Raw genomic sequence first — 18,206 nt, 5'->3', positions numbered from 1 at the left:
ACGCACAACAGATAAACAGATGAAAAAACATATAAAAAACATTATCACCGCGGCTCTCCTGTTAACAGGTCTTTATTCCTGCAAGAAAGAAGAGTATATAAATTCGTTCTCCACGTTTGTGGATGTATATTTTGATGCGGATCAAACCGCCCTGCGCAACAATGGAGAAGGCGTTTTTATTGCAGCCAGATACAATGGCGCTCCGATTGAATGGAATATAAATACTAAAAAGATAAAAGTAATAGCCGGAGAGGGGAAATTTGAATTTTACGATACCCGCACTGGAAAAGTGGTAGCCGAAAAAGTGATTGATGTAAAAACAGGTTCTAAAGAACGCCATACGCTGTTCCAGCCGACAATGGACGCTCCTGTTTCTTTTATAAATCCCGGTGAACAAGACAGTGAAAGCGCTGCTCCGGCCGGGTACATCAAACTGAAAGTGGCCAACTATGCCAAAGACCTTATTCCATTTGAACATACAGATATCAAAGTATCGGTAAGTTATTTTGATGCAGACTGGAACGAAGTAGTGACTGAAATCGGGGTGATTAAAGATGTAAAAAACGCCATTGATAAGGCTGACTATCAGCTCCTGCCAGATGGCCGGCCGGATCCCTTGCCCGAAGTTGGTTACAATTACGTATTCGAATTTGTGAACAGTGACACAGGAGAATCGTTGCGTAATTATGGCGGAACAAATTATTCCAATACAGCATTTACCCCTGGGGGACTTAATCCGTTACCGCTTAAAAATGTGTTTACATTATACATCGTTTCCAGGGCTACCTGGGGAGAAGCACCACCATTTATAAAAAAGGGAGAGACTTTTTATGAAATAGCTACAAACGTACTTTTTGTGAATTAGCGGTATAATCGTAAGTGAAAGCCACTAGTATTTAGTACCGCCTTACGCCATGCAAGTGCAAGATATTCCATTAGCATCGTTCGGTTGAGATCTCGCATGTTCCGCATTCAGAAAAGATAGGGACCCGAACATAGTAGGCCATAACAAACTTTCTAATAAACGAAAAAGCCTTACAGATTACTGTAAGGCTTTTTTCTGTCGCCCTCCCTGTACAAATTTCGAACTTATTTTTAAGGGACTTAAAGTGGCTGGCAGGCCTGGCAAAGACAAGGCTATCCGTTTTGTAGCTCATGAACGTACTTTTTTGATGTACTGGAAGGCATTTTTGAAGAAGAACAACAGGGTAAAGACCATGCAGATTATGGCAACTATCTGACCAAATTTGTAGCGAATCAACTGGAACCTGAGCACGGAAGTGGTTTCGCTAAACGACAGACAGAACTTTTTCGTCAATTTTATCGCACATTTCCAATTGCGAATACAGTGTATTCGCAATTGAGCTGGAGTCAATATAAATTGTTATTACGAATTGACACTCAAGACAAAAGAGATTTTCATATTGCTGAAACTGTCAAAAACAACTGGACAGTACGCCAGTTAGAGCGACAAATCTATAGTAGTTTATGGGAACGTCTGCTAATTAGCAATGACCGGGAGAGTGTTTTGTCTGTTGCCCGGAATGAAAAACAGCCATCAGACGCTAAGGAGATCATAAAAGATCCGATGTATCTTGAATTTCTGGGACTACACAGGGAAGCATCCTACTACGAAAAAGACTTAGAGCGGGCCATCATTAGCCATTTGCATGATTTTTTACTTGAGTTGGGTAATGGGTTTGCATTTATAGCAAGACCCAAACGGTTACCCATGATGGATACTCATTATAGATTTGGAATTATGTTTTTGTAGACGCTACAATACATCCCAGAAAAGCGGGTGAGTATTCATGCAAATATCTTACTCTCCTGCTATCTTTAATATTTCATTAAAGATGTTTACAGAAAACCTGAAGTTTGTTTGCTGAATCCGATCTAATAAGGGTTTAATAGCAGGCAGGAGCCCCATCTCTTTTGCTTTTAATAATATACCCAATGTTCCGGTATAAGCGAGAGACAATTTCCCAGCAACTTTTCTGGCTTTCAGATCATCCAGTATAAGTAATGCCGATCCGGATTCAATTGCCAATGAAATGGCACTAGCCTCACCTTTATCCACTTCCAACTCCAGAATACGTTGATAATGCAAGTCTATAACAGGCATAATCTTTACCCATTCAGGAAGTTGTTTTCCAAACTCCTCTGCTATTGTAGAAGTAGTTGAAATAGTGTTAAACAGCTGACGCAATAAATCGACCGCATCTATTTTATCCAATAAAATAAAACAGCTGGTATCTGCAATGACGACATTATATTTTTGAGGCATCTTTAATAATATCAGCAATTGGATGGTTAATTAATGAAACATCATAATCTCCCAATACTTCTGAAAAAGCGACTTTAGAAAGTCCGGCTAATTCAGCAGCTTGCCCTAAAGATAACCTACCAATTTCATATAATTTAGCTGCAAGAAACCTTGCAGTTTCTTTGGGGTCCAGATCTACCTTTTCAGGTACTTGCAAAGTTATTGTACTCATAACCATTTCTCCTTTTTGCAAATGTGAATGCCCTATGGCGTTTTATATATATTTCAAATTTAAACAAAAAAGTATTGTGGATTTCCCGATTAACAAAACAAAAAAGCCTCACAGTTTCCTGTAAGGCTTCTTCTGTCGGGGCGGCAGGATTCGAACCTGCGACCTCCTGCTCCCAAAGCAGGCGCGATACCGGGCTACGCTACGCCCCGTTCCGACTTATTCACTAGTGTGAATCGGGACGCAAATGTAGGGAATTATTTCTCATAATACCAAATTCTATCCGGCAGATTGTAAATATTTCTATCATTCTCCGCTACTGTAGGCACTTTCAGCATAGCAAATATTTCATCCAGGCTATCTGTACCGGCACTATTTGTCTGCCGGAAGCCACTGGTAGGACACCGGCAGATATATGACACCAGGGTGGCGACATCGCCATTAAACTGCATTGGGCCGGCCATCTGGGATACTTTCTTCTTCCAGGCCTTATTACCCTCCAACTTCAAGATTGATTCAAAATTCAGCCGTATTTTAGTGTTTATATGAAGGTTTTAGCAGTAGAAGACAATAAAGAGATCGCCGGCAGCATACATGATTTTCTCGCCAGAGAAGGATATATCTGTGAACTGGCCTACAGTTTCGACGAGGCACAGGAAAAACTCCTATTCTTCACCTACGATTGTATCCTGCTAGATATCATGCTGCCTGACGGCAACGGACTGGAATTGCTGAAATTCCTCAAGGCACAGAAAGTACAGAGCGGCGTACTGATCATTTCAGCCAAAGACGCCCTGGACGATAAAATCATTGGCCTGGAAGAAGGCGCAGACGACTACATCACCAAACCCTTCCACCTGCCGGAGCTACATGCCCGGCTGCGGGCGGTTTACCGTCGAAAAAAGCTCGCCGGCAGCAACATCATCTCCTTCAACGAAATCACCCTGGATACCGACCTCATGGAAGCCACGGTGAACAACATAGCGCTGGACATCACCCGGAAGGAATTCGACCTGCTGTTATACCTCATTGTCAATAAAAACCGGGTACTCTCCCGACAGTCTATCGCGACCCACCTGTGGGGAGACTATACTGATAATTTAGCTAACTTTGATTTTGTTTACCAACATATCAAAAACCTGCGCAAAAAAATCAGTGCGGCAAACGGCGCGGATTATATTGACACTGTTTATGGCCTGGGTTACAAGTTCAACGCTTCTAAAGTATGAAACTGATCAATAAACTGACAATGTGGTTCATCGGGGTAGTGGTGCTGACAACGCCCATCTCCGCCTACCTGTGTTATTACAACATGGAAAGCAATATCGATGCCACCGAAATTGCCCGGCTTACGAAAGTAAATGAAGCCGCCGCCAGTCAGTTGCAAAAAGGCATACCTGTCAGTACCATCACCCAAGGTATGTCTACCCGTATCACGCTCCTCAACACGCCACTGCCGGCCGAAAAAATACAAATCAAAAAGATAGCGCCTACCGACCACAGTACGGAGGAGAGCTGCCTGAAAGTCAATTCCTACTTTACCATCAACCAACAAAACTACCAGATCTGCTCCTACAACTACATTCCTGGTTCTGCATTGATCCGGAATGCTATCCTGAATACGGTATTATGGAAGCTGGCACTGATTATACTATGTGTATGCATCACTGCCAGACTGGTATCTCAACGGCTGCTGAACACCCTGAGACATACCATGAAGATTATCCAGGGATTTAATGTAAAACAGAAAATACAGTTTCCTGAAAGTCGTACCCAGGAATTTAAAGACCTGAATTCTTTTCTGCAGAAGATGACCGACAAAGCGGTGGATGAATATGCTGCCATTAAAGAATTCAGTGAAAACGCCTCTCATGAGTTACAAACCCCGCTGGCCGTACTCCGCAACAAACTGGAGCTGCTCAGCGAAACCAATATTGAAGAGAACCAGGCAGGCCTTATTGGCGACATGCAACATGCGATAGAAAAATTATCCCGCATCAATCGCTCCCTGATTCTGTTGGCCAAGCTGGAAAACAATGAATATGCCGTTTCAGAAAATATTAAATTCTGCCGGGTAGCAAAAGATGTGTTAGCAGCCTATGAAGACAGAATAGAGATGAAAAATATCTCCATCACCACCGATATGGAGAAAAATATTTTCCTGAAAGTACATCCGGCACTGGCAGATATGTTATTCAACAACCTGCTGGGAAATGCCATCCGGCATAATGTACAGAACGGACGTATAGAAATCATCCTTACTGCCGGGAAACTGGTGGTAAAAAATACCGGCATCCCACCGGAAATACCGATGGAAGACCTTTTCCTCCGCTTCAAAAAAGGCAACCAATGCAGTGAAAGTGTAGGCTTGGGACTGTCTATCGTAAAACAGATATGTGAAGTCAGCGGCTTCCACGTATCCTATACCTACGAAAATCAGCTGCACGTACTACAGGTAGATTTTCAGACGCCTCAGGAAAATATGTTAAAAGCGGTACATCACAACAACCTGGAAGTAGCCGTTTAATTCCGTTTACATTTACTATAAAATACAGTCACTGCGTACGTTATGGCGTTGCTGTGTCATCCCTGCTGCCCTGCATTTCCGCTACAATAGCCCCACTTCAAGTTTACTTCAAAATTATGTATTCATTTTGCAGATAAGATTACCACTCTCGTAACTATATCGCAAAATCGCTCTTTCATGTTTGGAAAAAAATATTTGCTTATTTTCCTTTTTCTTGCTGGTACCCATCCTATGTATGTCAACGCCCAGCAGGTACTTACGCTTAAAGATGCCATCCATACTGCCGTAAGCAATTATGGTACGATCAAAGCCAAATCAAGCTATGCCAGCGCATCTCAGACCAGTGTAACACAGGCAAAACGTGATTATCTGCCTAATCTGAATATATCTGCCCAACAGGATTATGGAACCATCAACGGTCAGAACGGACCCTTGTACGGATTCGGAGGCCTGGGCGTAGCCTCATCAGGCCAGCCTTTACAGGACCAGAACTGGAACGCCGCCTTCGGTGCCCTGTACCTGGCCAATGTAAACTGGGACTTCTTCGCTTTCGGCAGAGCCAAAGAAAAAATCAAAACAGCTCAGGCGGTTGCTACCAGAGATAACAAAGACTGGCAACAAGAGATCTTTCAGCACGAAGTAAAAGTAGCAGCCGCTTATCTTAACCTGCTGGCAGCGCAGAAGCTCACCTTGTCGTATCAAAAAAATCTGAACCGCGCAGATACCTTCCGGAATGTGGTAGTGACCCGCGTTAAAAACGGATTAAACGCCGGTGTAGATTCTTCCCAGGCCAATGCAGAAGTATCCAGTGCGCGTATAGCGCTGACAAGAGCAGTCGATTTTGAACAAACGCAGGCCAACCAACTGGCCCAGCTGATGGGCATTCCGCCCCGGCCTTTCACCCTTGATACCCTGTTTGTATCCCACCTGCCGGCATTCCTGAGCGATACGGCTGCATTGCAGCAGCATCCACTGTTACAATGGTACCAAAGCCGTATTGATCTCAGTAAAGAACAAAGCAGGTATTATCAAACCATGAATTATCCGATATTTTCTTTGGTCAGTATACTGCAGACCAGAGGCTCTGGTTTTGAAGCCGGTTACAGCGCCCAAAACCTGAACGCCTATACGCACCAGTACTGGGAAGGCATCAAACCTACCCGCACTAACTACCTGATTGGTATCGGCGTAACCTGGAATCTGACACAACCGCTGCGCATATCCCGGCAGGTAAAGGCACAAAAGCTCATCAGCAAAGGATTGCAGGACGAATACGAACTGGCCGGGCAACAACTGACCGCACAGCTGCAACTCTCCGAAACAAAAATCGCCAACGCACTGGATAACTATAAAGAAGTGCCTGTACAGGTGAAAGCCGCATCAGATGCCTATCTCCAGAAATCAGTACTGTATAAAAACGGATTGACGAATCTGGTAGATGTAACCCAGGCATTATATGCCCTGATACGTGCAGAAACAGACCGCGACATTATCTATAGCAATGTGTGGCAGGCACTCCTGTTAAAAGCCTCCGCCACCGGCGATTTCATGCTGTTTGAAAAGGAACTGTAATCCGGCACTTAAAAATTATTGATGATAGATACAGCTATCAGGTATTGACAATTCATAAACAAGTAGTATGAACCTTATCCGTTTCGCACTTCGTAAACCTATTACTATTCTGGTGCTGGTTGCCGGATTATTCTTCTTTGGGATCAAAGCCGTCAGCACTATCAAAATTGACATCTTCCCCAAGCTGGATATGCCGGTGATCTACCTGTCGCATCCCTTTGGTGGCTATACTGCCACCCAGATGGAATCCTTCTTTGGCAAACAATACATCAACATATTACTGTTTGTGAATGGGGTAAAAAGTGTGGAGACCAAGAATATACAAGGACTCACCCTCATTAAAATCAACTTCTACCCGGGCACCAACATGGCCCAGGCAGCCGCGGAGGTGAGTGCGTTTTCCAACCGTATCCAGGCCATCTTTCCGCCAGGCTCCAACCCGCCGTTCATTATCCGCTTTGACGCCTCTACACTACCGGTAGGACAGCTGGTATTGAGCAGCGATAAACGCAGCAACAATGAATTGCTGGATATGGCCAACGTGTATGTCCGTTCTTCCTTTACCTCCATTCCAGGCCTCGTAGGTTCTACGCCATTTGGGGGTAACATCCGCACCGTAGTAATCAAGGCAGATCCGGATCTGCTGCGTTCTCACAACATGACACCCGACCAGCTGGTAGAAGCCCTGCGACTCAACAACCAAACCGCTCCTTCCGGCAATGTGCGCATCGATACCAAAAACTATATTACACCTGCCAATACTACCATTAAACAAATCAAGGATTTTGAAGACATTCCGTTGTTCAAAAACGGCGTTCAGAACCTGTACCTACGCGATGTGGCTACAGTGGAAGATGGCGCCGACGTTAGCACCAGCTATGCGCTGATCAACGGTAAAAGATCCGTATACATCGATATCGCCAAAGCGGCCGATGCCTCCACCTGGGAAGTGGTACAACGACTGAAAAAATCATTACCAAAGATACAGGCACAGTTACCTGAGGATGTAAAACTGAGTTATGAATTTGACCAGTCTACCTATGTGATCAACTCCGTAAAAAGCCTGCTGACAGAAGGCGTTATCGGCGCTATCCTCACCGGGTTGATGGTATTATTATTCCTCGGTGACCCACGCGGGGCACTGATTGTGATACTCACCATTCCAACGTCTATCATATCCGGGGTATTATTCCTCAGCTTATTCGGACAAACCATCAATATCATGACCCTCAGCGGGCTCGCGCTGGCCATCGGTATCCTGGTGGATGAAAGTACGGTGACCATTGAAAACATACACCAGCACCTGGATCTGGGCAAGCCTAAGTCGCTCGCCATCTGGGATGCCTGTAAGGAAATTGCGTTCCCTAAACTGCTCATCCTGTTCTGTATCCTGGCGGTATTTGCCCCTGCCTTTACCATGGGCGGTATACCAGGGTCCTTGTTCCTGCCGCTGGCACTGGCCATCGGTTTCAGCATGGTTGTTTCCTATTTCCTGGCACAGACATTTGTACCGGTAATGGCCAACTGGATCATGAAAGGAAAACATCACAAACATAAAGACGGCACCGCGTTCAGCGATCAGGAAGAGCTGGCCGCCGCCGGCCTGCAAACAGGCGAAGATGGAGATACCTGGGATCAGAAAAAAGCATTGGTAGAAAGAGCCGACAGCAACCGGGATGGAAAGATCAGTCGCTTTGAAAGGATACGTGCCCGCTATTTACGATTTATAGAAAGGATGATGCCCTACCGGAAACCTATTGTAATAGGTTATCTCCTCTTTGCCTGTTTACTGGCTTTCCTGCAGATGAGTACCATTGGCCGGGATGTGTTGCCGAAAGTAAACGGCAGCCAGTTTCAGGTACGTCTTCGTCAGCCGGATGGTACCCGCATAGAAGAAACCGAGAAAAAGACCATTCAGCTGATTGATGCGGTCAACAATATTGTAGGGAAAGAACATGTGTCTATCACCTCTGCTTTCGTAGGCCTGCACCCACAACTGTTTTCCACAGCACCTATCTTCCTGTGGATGGCAGGGCCGCACGAAGCGGTATTGCAGGTGGCTTTACATGAAGACTACAAAACCAACCTCGATGTGCTGAAAGATAAAATCAGGGACCGCGCCAGACAGATAGATACCAGCATGCAGTTATCCTTTGAGCCGATTGAACTCACGGATAAAATATTGAGCCAGGGATCTCCTACACCAATAGAAGTAAGACTCTCCGGTAGAAATAAAAAACTGAATGAAGAATATGCGCAGAAAATAGTGGAGAAATTAAAACACATCTCTTATCTCCGTGATGTACAGCTGGGACAATCCATCAAGTATCCGGCACTCAACATCAATATCGATCGGGTACGCGCAGCGCAGCTGGGAGTGGACGTAGGTGATATCTCCCGTTCATTGATTGCCAGTACTTCCTCTTCCCGTTTAACGGAAAAAAGTATCTGGGTGGATGAAAAAGCAGGACTGAGCTACAACGTACAGGTACAGGTACCGGAGAATAAAATCACCAGCCAGAATGATGTGGGAGAAATTCCGTTGCTGAAAAACGCCTCCCGTCCTATATTGAGTGATGTAGCCACCATTACGCCGGATATCACCTATGGAGAAAATGATAACCTGGGAGCTTTGCCTATCCTAACGGTAACGGCTAACCTGAATAACATAGATCTTGGGGCAGCATCCAAAGATGTACAACAGGCCATATCTTCACTGGGAGAATTACCGCGCGGGTTAAGCATAGATCTGATCGGTCTTAGCAGCACCTTAACCGAAACCATGGACAGCTTACAAAGCGGATTACTGGTAGCGGTAGTGGTTATATTCCTGATGCTGGCAGCAAACTTCCAGTCATTCAAGGTATCTGCGATTGTACTGGCAACGGTGCCGGCGGTGTTACTTGGATCTTTATCCCTGCTGATGCTTTGCGGCTCTACCCTGAATCTGCAATCCTATATGGGGATGATTATGTCTGTAGGGGTATCTATCTCCAATGCGGTACTGCTGATTACCAATGCAGAGCAAATCCGTAAACACAACGGCAATGCCATGTTAGCTGCTTCAGAGGCTGCCGCCTTACGTTTGCGTCCTATTGTGATGACCGCACTGGCCATGGTGGTAGGTATGATTCCAATGGCCAGCGGCCTGGGAGAAGCCGGTGATCAGTCATCGCCACTGGGCCGGGCTGTTATCGGAGGATTGATTGCATCTACCTTTGCCGCCTTGTTTATCCTGCCACTGGCGTTTGCATGGGGTCAGGGTAAAACATCTACACAAAGTGTATCACTCGATCCGGAAGATGAAGAAAGCATTCACTATATTCCTGTAAAACAATAAATCATTCCGCACCGTCTGTAAGATGGCGCCATAGAAAATAACAGCACATTAAAACACATTTTATGAAACCAGCATCCAACATGATCACTATATTTCTTTCGGCCATTGTCCTCTCCGGCATCCTGCAAAGCTGTGGGGCCTCAGAAGCCAAAGATGAGCATGCACATACTGCAGCGGCTCCTCCCGCTGCTGCCGTACCGGAAGCATTTACTTTACAGAAAGGGGAAATGAATTCCTCTATTCAGATTCCCGGTGAACTGATCGCCTTTCAGCGGGTAGACCTGTATGCCAAAGTATCCAGCTTTGTCCGTAAGCTGTATGTAGATGTAGGTAGTGAGGTGAGCGCCGGGCAATTGCTGGTAACCATGGAGGCGCCGGAACTGAATGCCCAGTTATCCGGAGCGGAATCCAGGCTGAAATCACAGGAAGCCATTTACCTGTCCAGCAAAGCTACTTACAACCGCTTACTGGAAACCAGCAAAACACCTGGTACAGTTTCGCAGAATGACCTGGATATCGCCTTTGCCAAACAGAAGTCAGACCTCGCCCAGCTGGAAGCTGCCAGGGCTTCTTACCGCGAAGTAGGAGATACCCGCAACTATCTGGAAATACGCGCTCCTTTCAGTGGTATCATCAGCAAAAGAAATGTCAGTGCCGGCGCTTATGTGGGTCCTGCCGGTAAAGGTTCCGACCTGCCTATCTTCACTTTACAGGAGCAGAAAAAACTTCGTCTGGTGGTGAGTGTACCGGAAGCTTACACCAGCTACCTGCGCAGCAACAGTGAAGTGAAATTCACGGCCAAATCATTTCCCGGTGAAACGTTCAAAGCAAGTGTAAGCAGGCTGTCCGGCGCACTGGATGAACGTTTGCGTTCACAAAGTATTGAAATGGATGTAGCGAATAATGATAAAAAACTGTTGCCGGGTATGGTGGCGGAAGTATCCATTCCTTTAGCGAGTGGTCATACCAATGCTTTTGTAGTGCCTTCCAAAGCGGTGTTGAATTCCACCCGTGGTGTATATGTGATCAAAGTGGTGTCTGACAAAGCGATCTGGCTGCCTGTTAAAACCGGTCGTAAAATGGAAGATAAAACAGAAGTATTCGGCGAACTGCAACTCAACGATATCCTTATTAAAACAGCGAACGAAGAAATCAGAGACAGTTCCGTTATTAAAAAGGTGAACCTGGTTGAAATCAAGTAGCAACCTGCAGTTAAATCAGACTACCGACGCCTGGTGCAGCGTATCTTAGCGGATCTCCTCCGCGCATATCTGCTATACCAGGCGTCGGGTTATTTTATGCCCCTTTCACACCACACTATCTTCCTATATCTGCCGGCAACAAGTGAAGTATTCGTAGCAGTAATCAAACCGGGCAATATTGAACAAAGACCTCTCCACAACTGTTGTACAATAGAGCAAACACCCCATCACCCTCAAAACCGTTAACAGTTATGTATTTCTTTCATTACACATTTATTGCAGCGAATCAAACATAATAGCAAAGCATTAGTTCATCCTGTTATAAAGGAGCAGGTGGCGGAATGGTAGACGCGCTATATAGTTAATGCAGATCCAATCACCAGTGGGGCGGCGATTTTCCTGCATTTCTACCCGCACAGGCAGCTAACCTGACGAGCACACTGGCAATGATTGTATAGCCCTTGCAGGTTCGATTCCTGCCCTGTTCACAACCCCGACAGATATTTATTGTAAACAAAAGGACTTTCCGATCAGGAAAGTCCTTTTGTTTACAGCCGTATACACAGCATCATTTTATTTCGCAGGCGCGTACTGCACGATGTCAATCCCTATCCCATTCGGATCTTCAATAGCAAAGTGACGATCGCCCCAGGGTTCATCACGAAGCTCAATTTTAATCGCTACGCCTTTCTTTTTGATAGCAGCATATAACTCATCTACCTTTTCCACTTCGATGGTCAGGTACATGCCTTCTCCCCGGAAACGTTTATGGAAGAGCGGTTGCTGCGAAGGATGATCCGGCAGCAGGAAACTGATTTCCGCTTCTTTATGGGGCGTATGCAATAGGAGATAGAATTCATTTTCAAAAGAGACGCCGAAATGCAATATGTTGGTATAAAAAGCTTTGGTTTCCGCCAGTTTGGTAGTAACAATACCGGCATTCATTTTCATTTTCGGCTGCGTGGTGGTTGTCTGAGCCTGCGTAATAGTTGTCATAAAAATAAGTGCTAACAGTACAGATAAACGTTTCATCGTTTGTTGGTTTAATGATACAAAGATGCAACCCTACCAGTTCCTGTAATTGTAAAAAACGGACAAAACAGGCCGGTTACTTCCTGTTTTGTCCATGGTATTTTACATTACGGGGCGTATTTCCACACTGCCGCCGGCATCCAGCGCCGGACAACCATGCGCCAGCGTAGTAGCTTCTTCCAGGCTATCGGCCTTTACCACCACAAAGCTTCCCAGGCGCTCCCGGATTTCCACAAAAGGACCATCAGTAATGACGCCGCCGGCCTTCAATACTTTGCCTTCAAGGCCTAATCGTTGGCCCGTTTGGGTTAGTTTTCCCTGTGCGGCAATACCACCTATCCAATCCTGCCATTTTTTGGTAAGGGCTTCCATCTCTTTTGCCGGTGTCTGGCTGTAGTCATAATCCGGTTGCCGGAATAACAACATAAAATCTTTCATGTGACGCGTTTTTCAATGATTAAATATACGAATTACCGTTTCCTGCGCTTATTTTGCTTTCGCCTCATAAGAACCGGCAACCACCCCAAAAGCAATATTAATACGGTTGTAGCTATTGATCGTGATCACGGCGATGGTCAGGTCTATCAGCTCCTGCTCTGTAAACTGTGCACTTGCTGTGGCATAAACTTCGTCCGGCACCTGTCCGTTAGGGATTTTGGTGACTGCTTCCGCCCATTCCAGCGCAGCGCGTTCCCGTGCAGAATAGAACGGTGCTTCTCTCCAGGCATTCAGGAGGTACAAGCGCTGTTCTGTTTCGCCGGCAGCCCGCAGGTCTTTGGCGTGCATATCAAGACAAAAGGCGCAGCCATTAATCTGGGAAACCCTGAAATACAACAGATGTAGCAGGGATTGTTCTACTGTTGATTTTGCCAGGTATCCGCCCAGTCCATACATAGCTTTTAAAGCGTTTTGTCCTTTCTCGTGTATGTTCATCCTTGCTGTCATGAGTAGCTGTTTTTATGTTTTGAATAAGGTGTTTATACTTCAATAATGATCAACTGAAGCACAATTGGACAGGGTACCCATTATTTTTTTTATTTTTTTCGGGAGATGATCGTCTGGGAGTGTAAATATCTCGCTGATATTGGGTTTGCACCGAAAATGCACCTATCCGTGAGCCGATTAATTGTATTAATCGGCTCATTTTATGCGTATATTTGAGCCGATTAGCGCAATTAATCGGCTCATTCAGGCAAAGTAGCGGACACTCAGTACAAATTTATATAATATGAAATACAACTGGCAACAATCAGACTGGACACAATTCAGTTATAATCCGGACGAAGTAGAGAACAATCTCTTTGCTTTTGCGGAAGAAACAGGTCTTGTCAGCGGAATACTGCAAACTTTACCTGAGAATGTCCGACTGGAAGCAATTATTGATACGATGGTAGCAGAAGCGATTAAAACTTCTGCTATTGAAGGGGAATACATAAGTCGTCATGATGTAGTTTCTTCTATTCGTAACAAACTGGGGCTGGATAAAGTCATTGAGCCAATAAAAGACCAAAGAGCGCGTGGGGCTGGTGAACTGATGGTAGATATACGGCAAACCCTGGCAGATCCACTGACAAAAGAAAAATTATATGAATGGCATCGAATTCTTTTGAAGCAAAGTAAAGATATTAACATTGGTGTATGGCGGAAAGATAGTGCTCCAATGCAAGTGATATCAAGTGCTATTGGCAGAGAGATCATACATTTTGAAGCTCCTCCCTCAGATAGGGTATCAGATGAAATGAACAGGTTTATTCAATGGTTTAATGATACTGCACCGGGAGGTAAAAACGAAATAAGAAAGGCACCGGTCAGAGCTGCCAGTGCACATCTGTATTTTGAATCAATTCATCCATTTGAAGATGGGAATGGCCGTATAGGTAGAGCTATCGCGGAAAAAGCATTATCTCAAACCATTGGCCGACCATTATTGCTTAGCATTTCCAGAACACTGGAAAACAACAAAAGCAGTTACTATGCCAACCTTGAAGAGGCACAACGAAGTAATGAAATAACAAAATGGGTCATCTATTTCACCGATGTTATTCTGACAGCCCAAAAACAAACAAAGCTACTTGTTGAATTTACACTTAAGAAAACTAAATTCTTTGATCGATTTAAATCTCAGCTGAATGATCGTCAGTTGAAAGCCGTAAAAAAAATGTGGGATGCAGGTACAGAAGGCTTCACTGGAGGAATGACTGCCAAAAAGTATATTTCTATTACTAAAGTATCAAAAGCTACTGCTACAAGAGATCTTCAAACATTAGTGGAGTCCGGAATATTCATACTCCAAGGTGCTGGCAGGAATGTCCATTATCATTTAAATCTTCACTGAAACGTATATCCGTTACAGATATTAACCATTCTACATACCAGCTTTCTCCCACACCGCCTGCTTACATATAAACCGCTGTAAACGACATCTCTCCTGCCCGACAATATATCAGACAGGAGAGATGGCTAATAATCAGAACTAGTTTACGGCATTATATAAGTTTTGAATTTCTCCCGGTGTTAGGGTTCTATTATACATGCGGATATCATCCAATGTACCATAAAAGAAATAACCGTTGGTAGGAGAGGTGATTTCATCCCGGCCAATATACAACTTGGCAGTGGCCGGCGCATTTGCAGGAAGAACGCCACTGGTGGTATTATCCAATACACCATCTACATAATGACTTAACTGCTGATTGGCATAACTGTATACCGCAGTAAGATGATGCCAGCTCCCTAAGTTGATGACTTTTGTTCCTACACCATTGACATACCCCCCGCCAGGACCAAAAAATGGCACACCGGTACCAGCAGGCCCTCCAGCAGTACCTGTTACAGAAAAGCCGTATCCAAAGGGGCTGTCATTTCGTTTGCCCAAAATACCAGATCCCCAGGATACGTTGTAGCCATCCAGTTTTACCCAGGCACTCACGGTAAAGTCAGTATTGGTCAAACGCAGTGCTGGCTTATCTGCCACGGCAATATAACTATTGGTTCCATTGAAGTAAAATGCACCGCTGACATTACCGAACCGGTCGGTAGTAAGGGACGTATTACTGACAGTACCATGATTTCCGTTACCCGATAAATCTCTGGCATTACGACAATAGTCCAATGGCCAGTAAGCGATCAAACCTGCTGCAGGCGCGATCGTCTTTCCATATAATTCCTGGATTTCTCCACCAGTAAGCGCTCTGTTGTATATGCGGATATCATCCAATGCACCATGAAAAAAAGCACCATTCGTAGAAGAAGAGGTAATTTCGTCCCGGCCAATATATAATTTTGCCGCTTCCGGTGCATCTAAAGGAGATAAACCAGCACTGGTATTATCCAGTATGCCATCTACATACAAACTCAGCTGCCGCTGTCCTAAACGGTATACAGCAGTAACCAGATGCCAGCTACCGGTAGTAATCACCTTCGTTCCGAATGCATTAATATAGTTCCCACCAGGTCCGAAAAATGAAACGCCGGGAACAGCCGTCGTACTACCTCTCACCGAAAAAATATAGCCATATGGGTTATCGCTCCGTTTGGTAAGAATATGAGAGCCGCTGGCTGCATTGTAACTATCCAGTTTCACCCAGGCACTCAACGTAAAATCCGTATTGGTCAAACGCAGATCTACGTCGTCTTCCACATCAATATAACTATTGGTACCATTGAAATAAAAGGCACCGTTGGCAGTTCCAAACCGGTCGGTGGTAAGGGTGGTATTATTGGGTGTACCATGATGCCCATTACCGGATACATCGTTGGTATTGACACATCCATCCAGTGGCCAGTAGGCAATCAGGCCGCCATTCAGGTTACCGATTTTATGCTTACCAGCAGCTACCGACTCCGATGATATGGTTGGTAATACTTTGTCTATCGCATCTTTTTTCTGACAGGAAAACAATACAGCAATGACTGCTGCAGACAGACTGACTTTTTTGAGGGTTGATAATGTTTCCATATTTTATTTTTAAGGGGTAGAAATGCGATATAGGTTAAGGGCAACAAAGCGTCAATAATATCAGCTATTTTTTCAATAAAGATATCAGCAATAAATACATTACCACATACTGTACTTACCAATAGATATACCATTCATACATAGATGTATAGCGGCATTCAGGTATAATAACAGTATTGTTTAATGAGAAGTCTTCTTATTTCTAAATTACTATTAAAACAGTTGGAATAAAGACAAATCAACCAAAAATAACACTATAATTTTCCCCTCGAAAAGTTGATGCACCACCATAAGAATACAAATCCATAAATAGCAGTAAACAGGTATAAAACAATGCAGTATATCAACATTATCCCAATAAATCAGTTCACTTCCTTTCGCAGTTACAAGTATAAAATCAGTATCTCCCTTTTCAGCAACTCCCAACCTGCCATACCCATCATTCATCCTGATAATATCAGTTCTCCCTTACGTTATCAATAGAAAAACATAACAGGGCCAATCATTATCACATGTTGAGGATGGTAGCTATGGCAATCCAGACAGGTAGACAAGTAAAAAAAGGCTATAAACAGGCGGTCACGACAGGTAAACTGACAGTAAAGTACTGTAAACAGGTAAAAAAGACCTGTCAACGGGCAGTCACGACAAGTAACCTGACAGCTAAGCACTGTAAACAGGTAAAAAAGAACCGTCAACGGGCAACCACGACAGGTAAACTGACAGTAAAACATTGTAAACAGACAGGCAGGCAGGGAAAATGCACACCCAGACTACGTCATCGGGGAGCTATGCCCTGTAAACAGACAATCAGACATTGTTGGCAAAGGTATTCGGGCACCTTACAGGATAACCGCCATTAATGCGGCGTTGTCTGATTGGTTACTACAGCTTCTACAGCAAATCCATTTTCTTGCTATATCAATACAGCACTTACATTGGGCCGAAAGAGGCTGTATAAAAAGTTGTTAATCTCCTTATATTAACCCTCAACACTGGTTGATTCAATATAATTCTGCAATTTTGTATATAACAATCATAGTTGTAAATTGATAAGCTAATTACCCTTAAAGCCGCCCGAAAACAATCCATGGAACAGGTACAAATCGGTAGATGTGTATATATTCTGAATACAGGTAAAAACCTGTATAAAATCGGTAAGACGCAGGACTTACATAAGCGCCTGGGAGCTTATCATACACACCTGCCCGTTATGTTTCGGGTTATCAGGCAATATGCAGCCCATAACATGACGGAGCTGGAAGAGAGCCTGCATATCGTATTTCAGCATAAACGCGTCAAAGGAGAGTGGTTTGAATTAAGTAAAAGCGACCTGATTATCTGCGACAATATTGCCCGCAACTATGCTTTGCAAAACCTGCAGAAACAACATCGCAAAAATCCTGACATCACTTTCAGCGACAATCCGATGTTACAGGTAATGGAAGCCAACGAAAAGTACCTGCAGGATTACTCCCGGATTGTAGATGATATTAAACTGGGACTCAATACCGATGAGATATTTGAATTGTATGAAGGCGCTGTTAATAAAACCATCATTGAAACGGTACGCAGACTGCTAAGGTACCGTACACCCAACTCCGCATTCCTCGGCAAGTGGCTGCGGGTAGTAGATGAACTCAGCGACGGCGTGAGCGAAAGCGATATTCTCCAAAAATACAAAGGCCATATCAGCCGTGCCACCATACAAATGATCAAAAGAATATTACGCAATCAGTTGTATTAACAGCGATTCATGATCGTATTTTTTCTCGTATTCAACATCTACATTTAATCATCCCCTATTAATAACTACATGGTGCGGACAGGCTGCTACGCATTGGTTTTAAGCGTTGCAATCATATGTCCGGTTCCTATGATACCACAAACGGGCTACAATAAGTCATCAGGTGATAGGATACCTGTTTTAATTTTTTGTGAACTGCAACTAAAATGCAGACCAATCTAATATTTTTACAACCAATAAACCAGATGTTTTGAATAACCCTTATCAATCTGACATCATCACTTTTTCAGATTTTATTTTGTTAAATATTTTCCAGCGTAAAAACAACCATTT

At 44.2% G+C, this 18,206-nt stretch carries 16 protein-coding genes and 1 tRNA gene; 9 read left to right on the top strand and 8 right to left on the bottom strand.

Going from position 1 to position 18,206, the window contains the following annotated elements; genetic code table 11:
• The first annotated feature begins 19 nt into the window (after positions 1-19).
• Positions 20-865, top strand: coding sequence for a hypothetical protein (locus OL444_RS06115; RefSeq protein WP_264734114.1), 846 nt, complete (start codon positions 20-22; stop codon positions 863-865).
• Between the two features lie 312 nt (positions 866-1,177).
• A complete protein-coding gene (locus OL444_RS06110) occupies positions 1,178-1,774 on the top strand; it encodes a PDDEXK nuclease domain-containing protein (protein WP_307735044.1) in 597 nt (198 codons plus the stop codon).
• Positions 1,775-1,822: 48 nt separating this feature from the next.
• Here the strand turns inward: OL444_RS06110 and OL444_RS06105 are convergent, their stop codons facing one another.
• From OL444_RS06105 to OL444_RS06090, 4 genes are all read right to left on the bottom strand, one after another.
• Entirely contained in the window at positions 1,823-2,287 is a 465-nt protein-coding gene (locus tag OL444_RS06105; RefSeq protein ID WP_264734116.1) for a PIN domain-containing protein, read from the bottom strand.
• Positions 2,271-2,498: a UPF0175 family protein gene (locus tag OL444_RS06100; RefSeq protein WP_264734117.1), complete on the bottom strand. Its 228-nt coding sequence runs from the start codon at positions 2,496-2,498 to the stop codon at positions 2,271-2,273. Before OL444_RS06100 ends, OL444_RS06105 begins: the two co-directional genes overlap by 17 nt.
• Positions 2,499-2,633: 135 nt before the next feature.
• A tRNA-Pro gene (locus tag OL444_RS06095) sits at positions 2,634-2,707 on the bottom strand.
• Between the two features lie 45 nt (positions 2,708-2,752).
• Complete coding sequence (locus OL444_RS06090; protein WP_264734118.1) at positions 2,753-2,998, bottom strand: hypothetical protein; 246 nt, start codon at positions 2,996-2,998, stop codon at positions 2,753-2,755.
• Positions 2,999-3,040: 42 nt separating this feature from the next.
• On the opposite strand from OL444_RS06090, the gene OL444_RS06085 reads away from it, so the two are divergent.
• From OL444_RS06085 to OL444_RS06065, 5 genes are all read left to right on the top strand, one after another.
• The gene (locus OL444_RS06085; RefSeq protein ID WP_264734119.1) at positions 3,041-3,724 is read left to right on the top strand and encodes a response regulator transcription factor; all 684 of its coding nucleotides are present in this window, start codon (positions 3,041-3,043) and stop codon (positions 3,722-3,724) included.
• The gene (locus OL444_RS06080; protein WP_264734120.1) at positions 3,721-5,022 is read left to right on the top strand and encodes a sensor histidine kinase; all 1,302 of its coding nucleotides are present in this window, start codon (positions 3,721-3,723) and stop codon (positions 5,020-5,022) included. The genes OL444_RS06085 and OL444_RS06080 overlap by 4 nt, the downstream gene beginning before the upstream one ends.
• A 177-nt stretch (positions 5,023-5,199) precedes the next feature.
• Complete coding sequence (locus OL444_RS06075; protein ID WP_264734121.1) at positions 5,200-6,594, top strand: TolC family protein; 1,395 nt, start codon at positions 5,200-5,202, stop codon at positions 6,592-6,594.
• Positions 6,595-6,661: 67 nt separating this feature from the next.
• Positions 6,662-9,934 (top strand): efflux RND transporter permease subunit, encoded by a 3,273-nt coding sequence (locus tag OL444_RS06070; RefSeq protein ID WP_264734122.1) that lies wholly within the window; start codon positions 6,662-6,664, stop codon positions 9,932-9,934.
• Positions 9,935-9,996: 62 nt separating this feature from the next.
• The gene (locus OL444_RS06065) at positions 9,997-11,136 is read left to right on the top strand and encodes an efflux RND transporter periplasmic adaptor subunit (protein WP_264734123.1); all 1,140 of its coding nucleotides are present in this window, start codon (positions 9,997-9,999) and stop codon (positions 11,134-11,136) included.
• Between the two features lie 573 nt (positions 11,137-11,709).
• On the opposite strand, the gene OL444_RS06060 is transcribed toward OL444_RS06065, so the two are convergent.
• The 3 genes from OL444_RS06060 to OL444_RS06050 all read right to left on the bottom strand — a co-directional run bounded on the left by OL444_RS06060 (position 11,710) and on the right by OL444_RS06050 (position 13,113).
• Positions 11,710-12,168, bottom strand: coding sequence for a VOC family protein (locus tag OL444_RS06060; RefSeq protein ID WP_264734124.1), 459 nt, complete (start codon positions 12,166-12,168; stop codon positions 11,710-11,712).
• 102 nt (positions 12,169-12,270) lie between these two features.
• Positions 12,271-12,606 (bottom strand): YciI family protein, encoded by a 336-nt coding sequence (locus tag OL444_RS06055; protein ID WP_264734125.1) that lies wholly within the window; start codon positions 12,604-12,606, stop codon positions 12,271-12,273.
• A 48-nt stretch (positions 12,607-12,654) separates the two neighbouring features.
• Positions 12,655-13,113 (bottom strand): carboxymuconolactone decarboxylase family protein, encoded by a 459-nt coding sequence (locus OL444_RS06050; RefSeq protein WP_264734126.1) that lies wholly within the window; start codon positions 13,111-13,113, stop codon positions 12,655-12,657.
• 283 nt (positions 13,114-13,396) lie between these two features.
• On the opposite strand from OL444_RS06050, the gene OL444_RS06045 reads away from it, so the two are divergent.
• Complete coding sequence (locus OL444_RS06045; protein ID WP_264734127.1) at positions 13,397-14,503, top strand: Fic family protein; 1,107 nt, start codon at positions 13,397-13,399, stop codon at positions 14,501-14,503.
• Positions 14,504-14,641: 138 nt separating this feature from the next.
• Here the strand turns inward: OL444_RS06045 and OL444_RS06040 are convergent, their stop codons facing one another.
• Entirely contained in the window at positions 14,642-16,126 is a 1,485-nt protein-coding gene (locus tag OL444_RS06040) for a LamG domain-containing protein (protein WP_264734128.1), read from the bottom strand.
• A gap of 1,090 nt (positions 16,127-17,216) precedes the next feature.
• Here OL444_RS06040 and OL444_RS06035 point away from each other — a divergent pair.
• On the top strand, positions 17,217-17,873 hold the full coding sequence (locus OL444_RS06035) for a GIY-YIG nuclease family protein (protein ID WP_264734129.1): 657 nt from the start codon (positions 17,217-17,219) through the stop codon (positions 17,871-17,873).
• Positions 17,874-18,206 lie beyond the last annotated feature (333 nt).

It is taken from the genome of Chitinophaga nivalis (assembly GCF_025989125.1).
Taxonomy (GTDB): Bacteria; Bacteroidota; Bacteroidia; order Chitinophagales; family Chitinophagaceae; genus Chitinophaga; species Chitinophaga nivalis.
This window is presented reverse-complemented; position numbering and strand designations above follow the sequence as displayed.

Bases quoted from the DNA above. Each gene is read 5' to 3' on its own strand.
- OL444_RS06115 (WP_264734114.1), top strand. From the start codon at position 20: ATGAAAAAACATATAAAAAACATTATCACCGCGGCTCTCCTGTTAACA.
- OL444_RS06105 (WP_264734116.1), bottom strand. From the start codon at position 2,287: ATGCCTCAAAAATATAATGTCGTCATTGCAGATACCAGCTGTTTTATT.
- OL444_RS06100 (WP_264734117.1), bottom strand. From the start codon at position 2,498: ATGAGTACAATAACTTTGCAAGTACCTGAAAAGGTAGATCTGGACCCC.
- OL444_RS06085 (WP_264734119.1), top strand. From the start codon at position 3,041: ATGAAGGTTTTAGCAGTAGAAGACAATAAAGAGATCGCCGGCAGCATA.
- OL444_RS06080 (WP_264734120.1), top strand. From the start codon at position 3,721: ATGAAACTGATCAATAAACTGACAATGTGGTTCATCGGGGTAGTGGTG.
- OL444_RS06075 (WP_264734121.1), top strand. From the start codon at position 5,200: ATGTTTGGAAAAAAATATTTGCTTATTTTCCTTTTTCTTGCTGGTACC.
- OL444_RS06070 (WP_264734122.1), top strand. From the start codon at position 6,662: ATGAACCTTATCCGTTTCGCACTTCGTAAACCTATTACTATTCTGGTG.
- OL444_RS06065 (WP_264734123.1), top strand. From the start codon at position 9,997: ATGAAACCAGCATCCAACATGATCACTATATTTCTTTCGGCCATTGTC.
- OL444_RS06060 (WP_264734124.1), bottom strand. From the start codon at position 12,168: ATGAAACGTTTATCTGTACTGTTAGCACTTATTTTTATGACAACTATT.
- OL444_RS06055 (WP_264734125.1), bottom strand. From the start codon at position 12,606: ATGAAAGATTTTATGTTGTTATTCCGGCAACCGGATTATGACTACAGC.
- OL444_RS06050 (WP_264734126.1), bottom strand. From the start codon at position 13,113: ATGACAGCAAGGATGAACATACACGAGAAAGGACAAAACGCTTTAAAA.
- OL444_RS06045 (WP_264734127.1), top strand. From the start codon at position 13,397: ATGAAATACAACTGGCAACAATCAGACTGGACACAATTCAGTTATAAT.
- OL444_RS06040 (WP_264734128.1), bottom strand. From the start codon at position 16,126: ATGGAAACATTATCAACCCTCAAAAAAGTCAGTCTGTCTGCAGCAGTC.
- OL444_RS06035 (WP_264734129.1), top strand. From the start codon at position 17,217: ATGGAACAGGTACAAATCGGTAGATGTGTATATATTCTGAATACAGGT.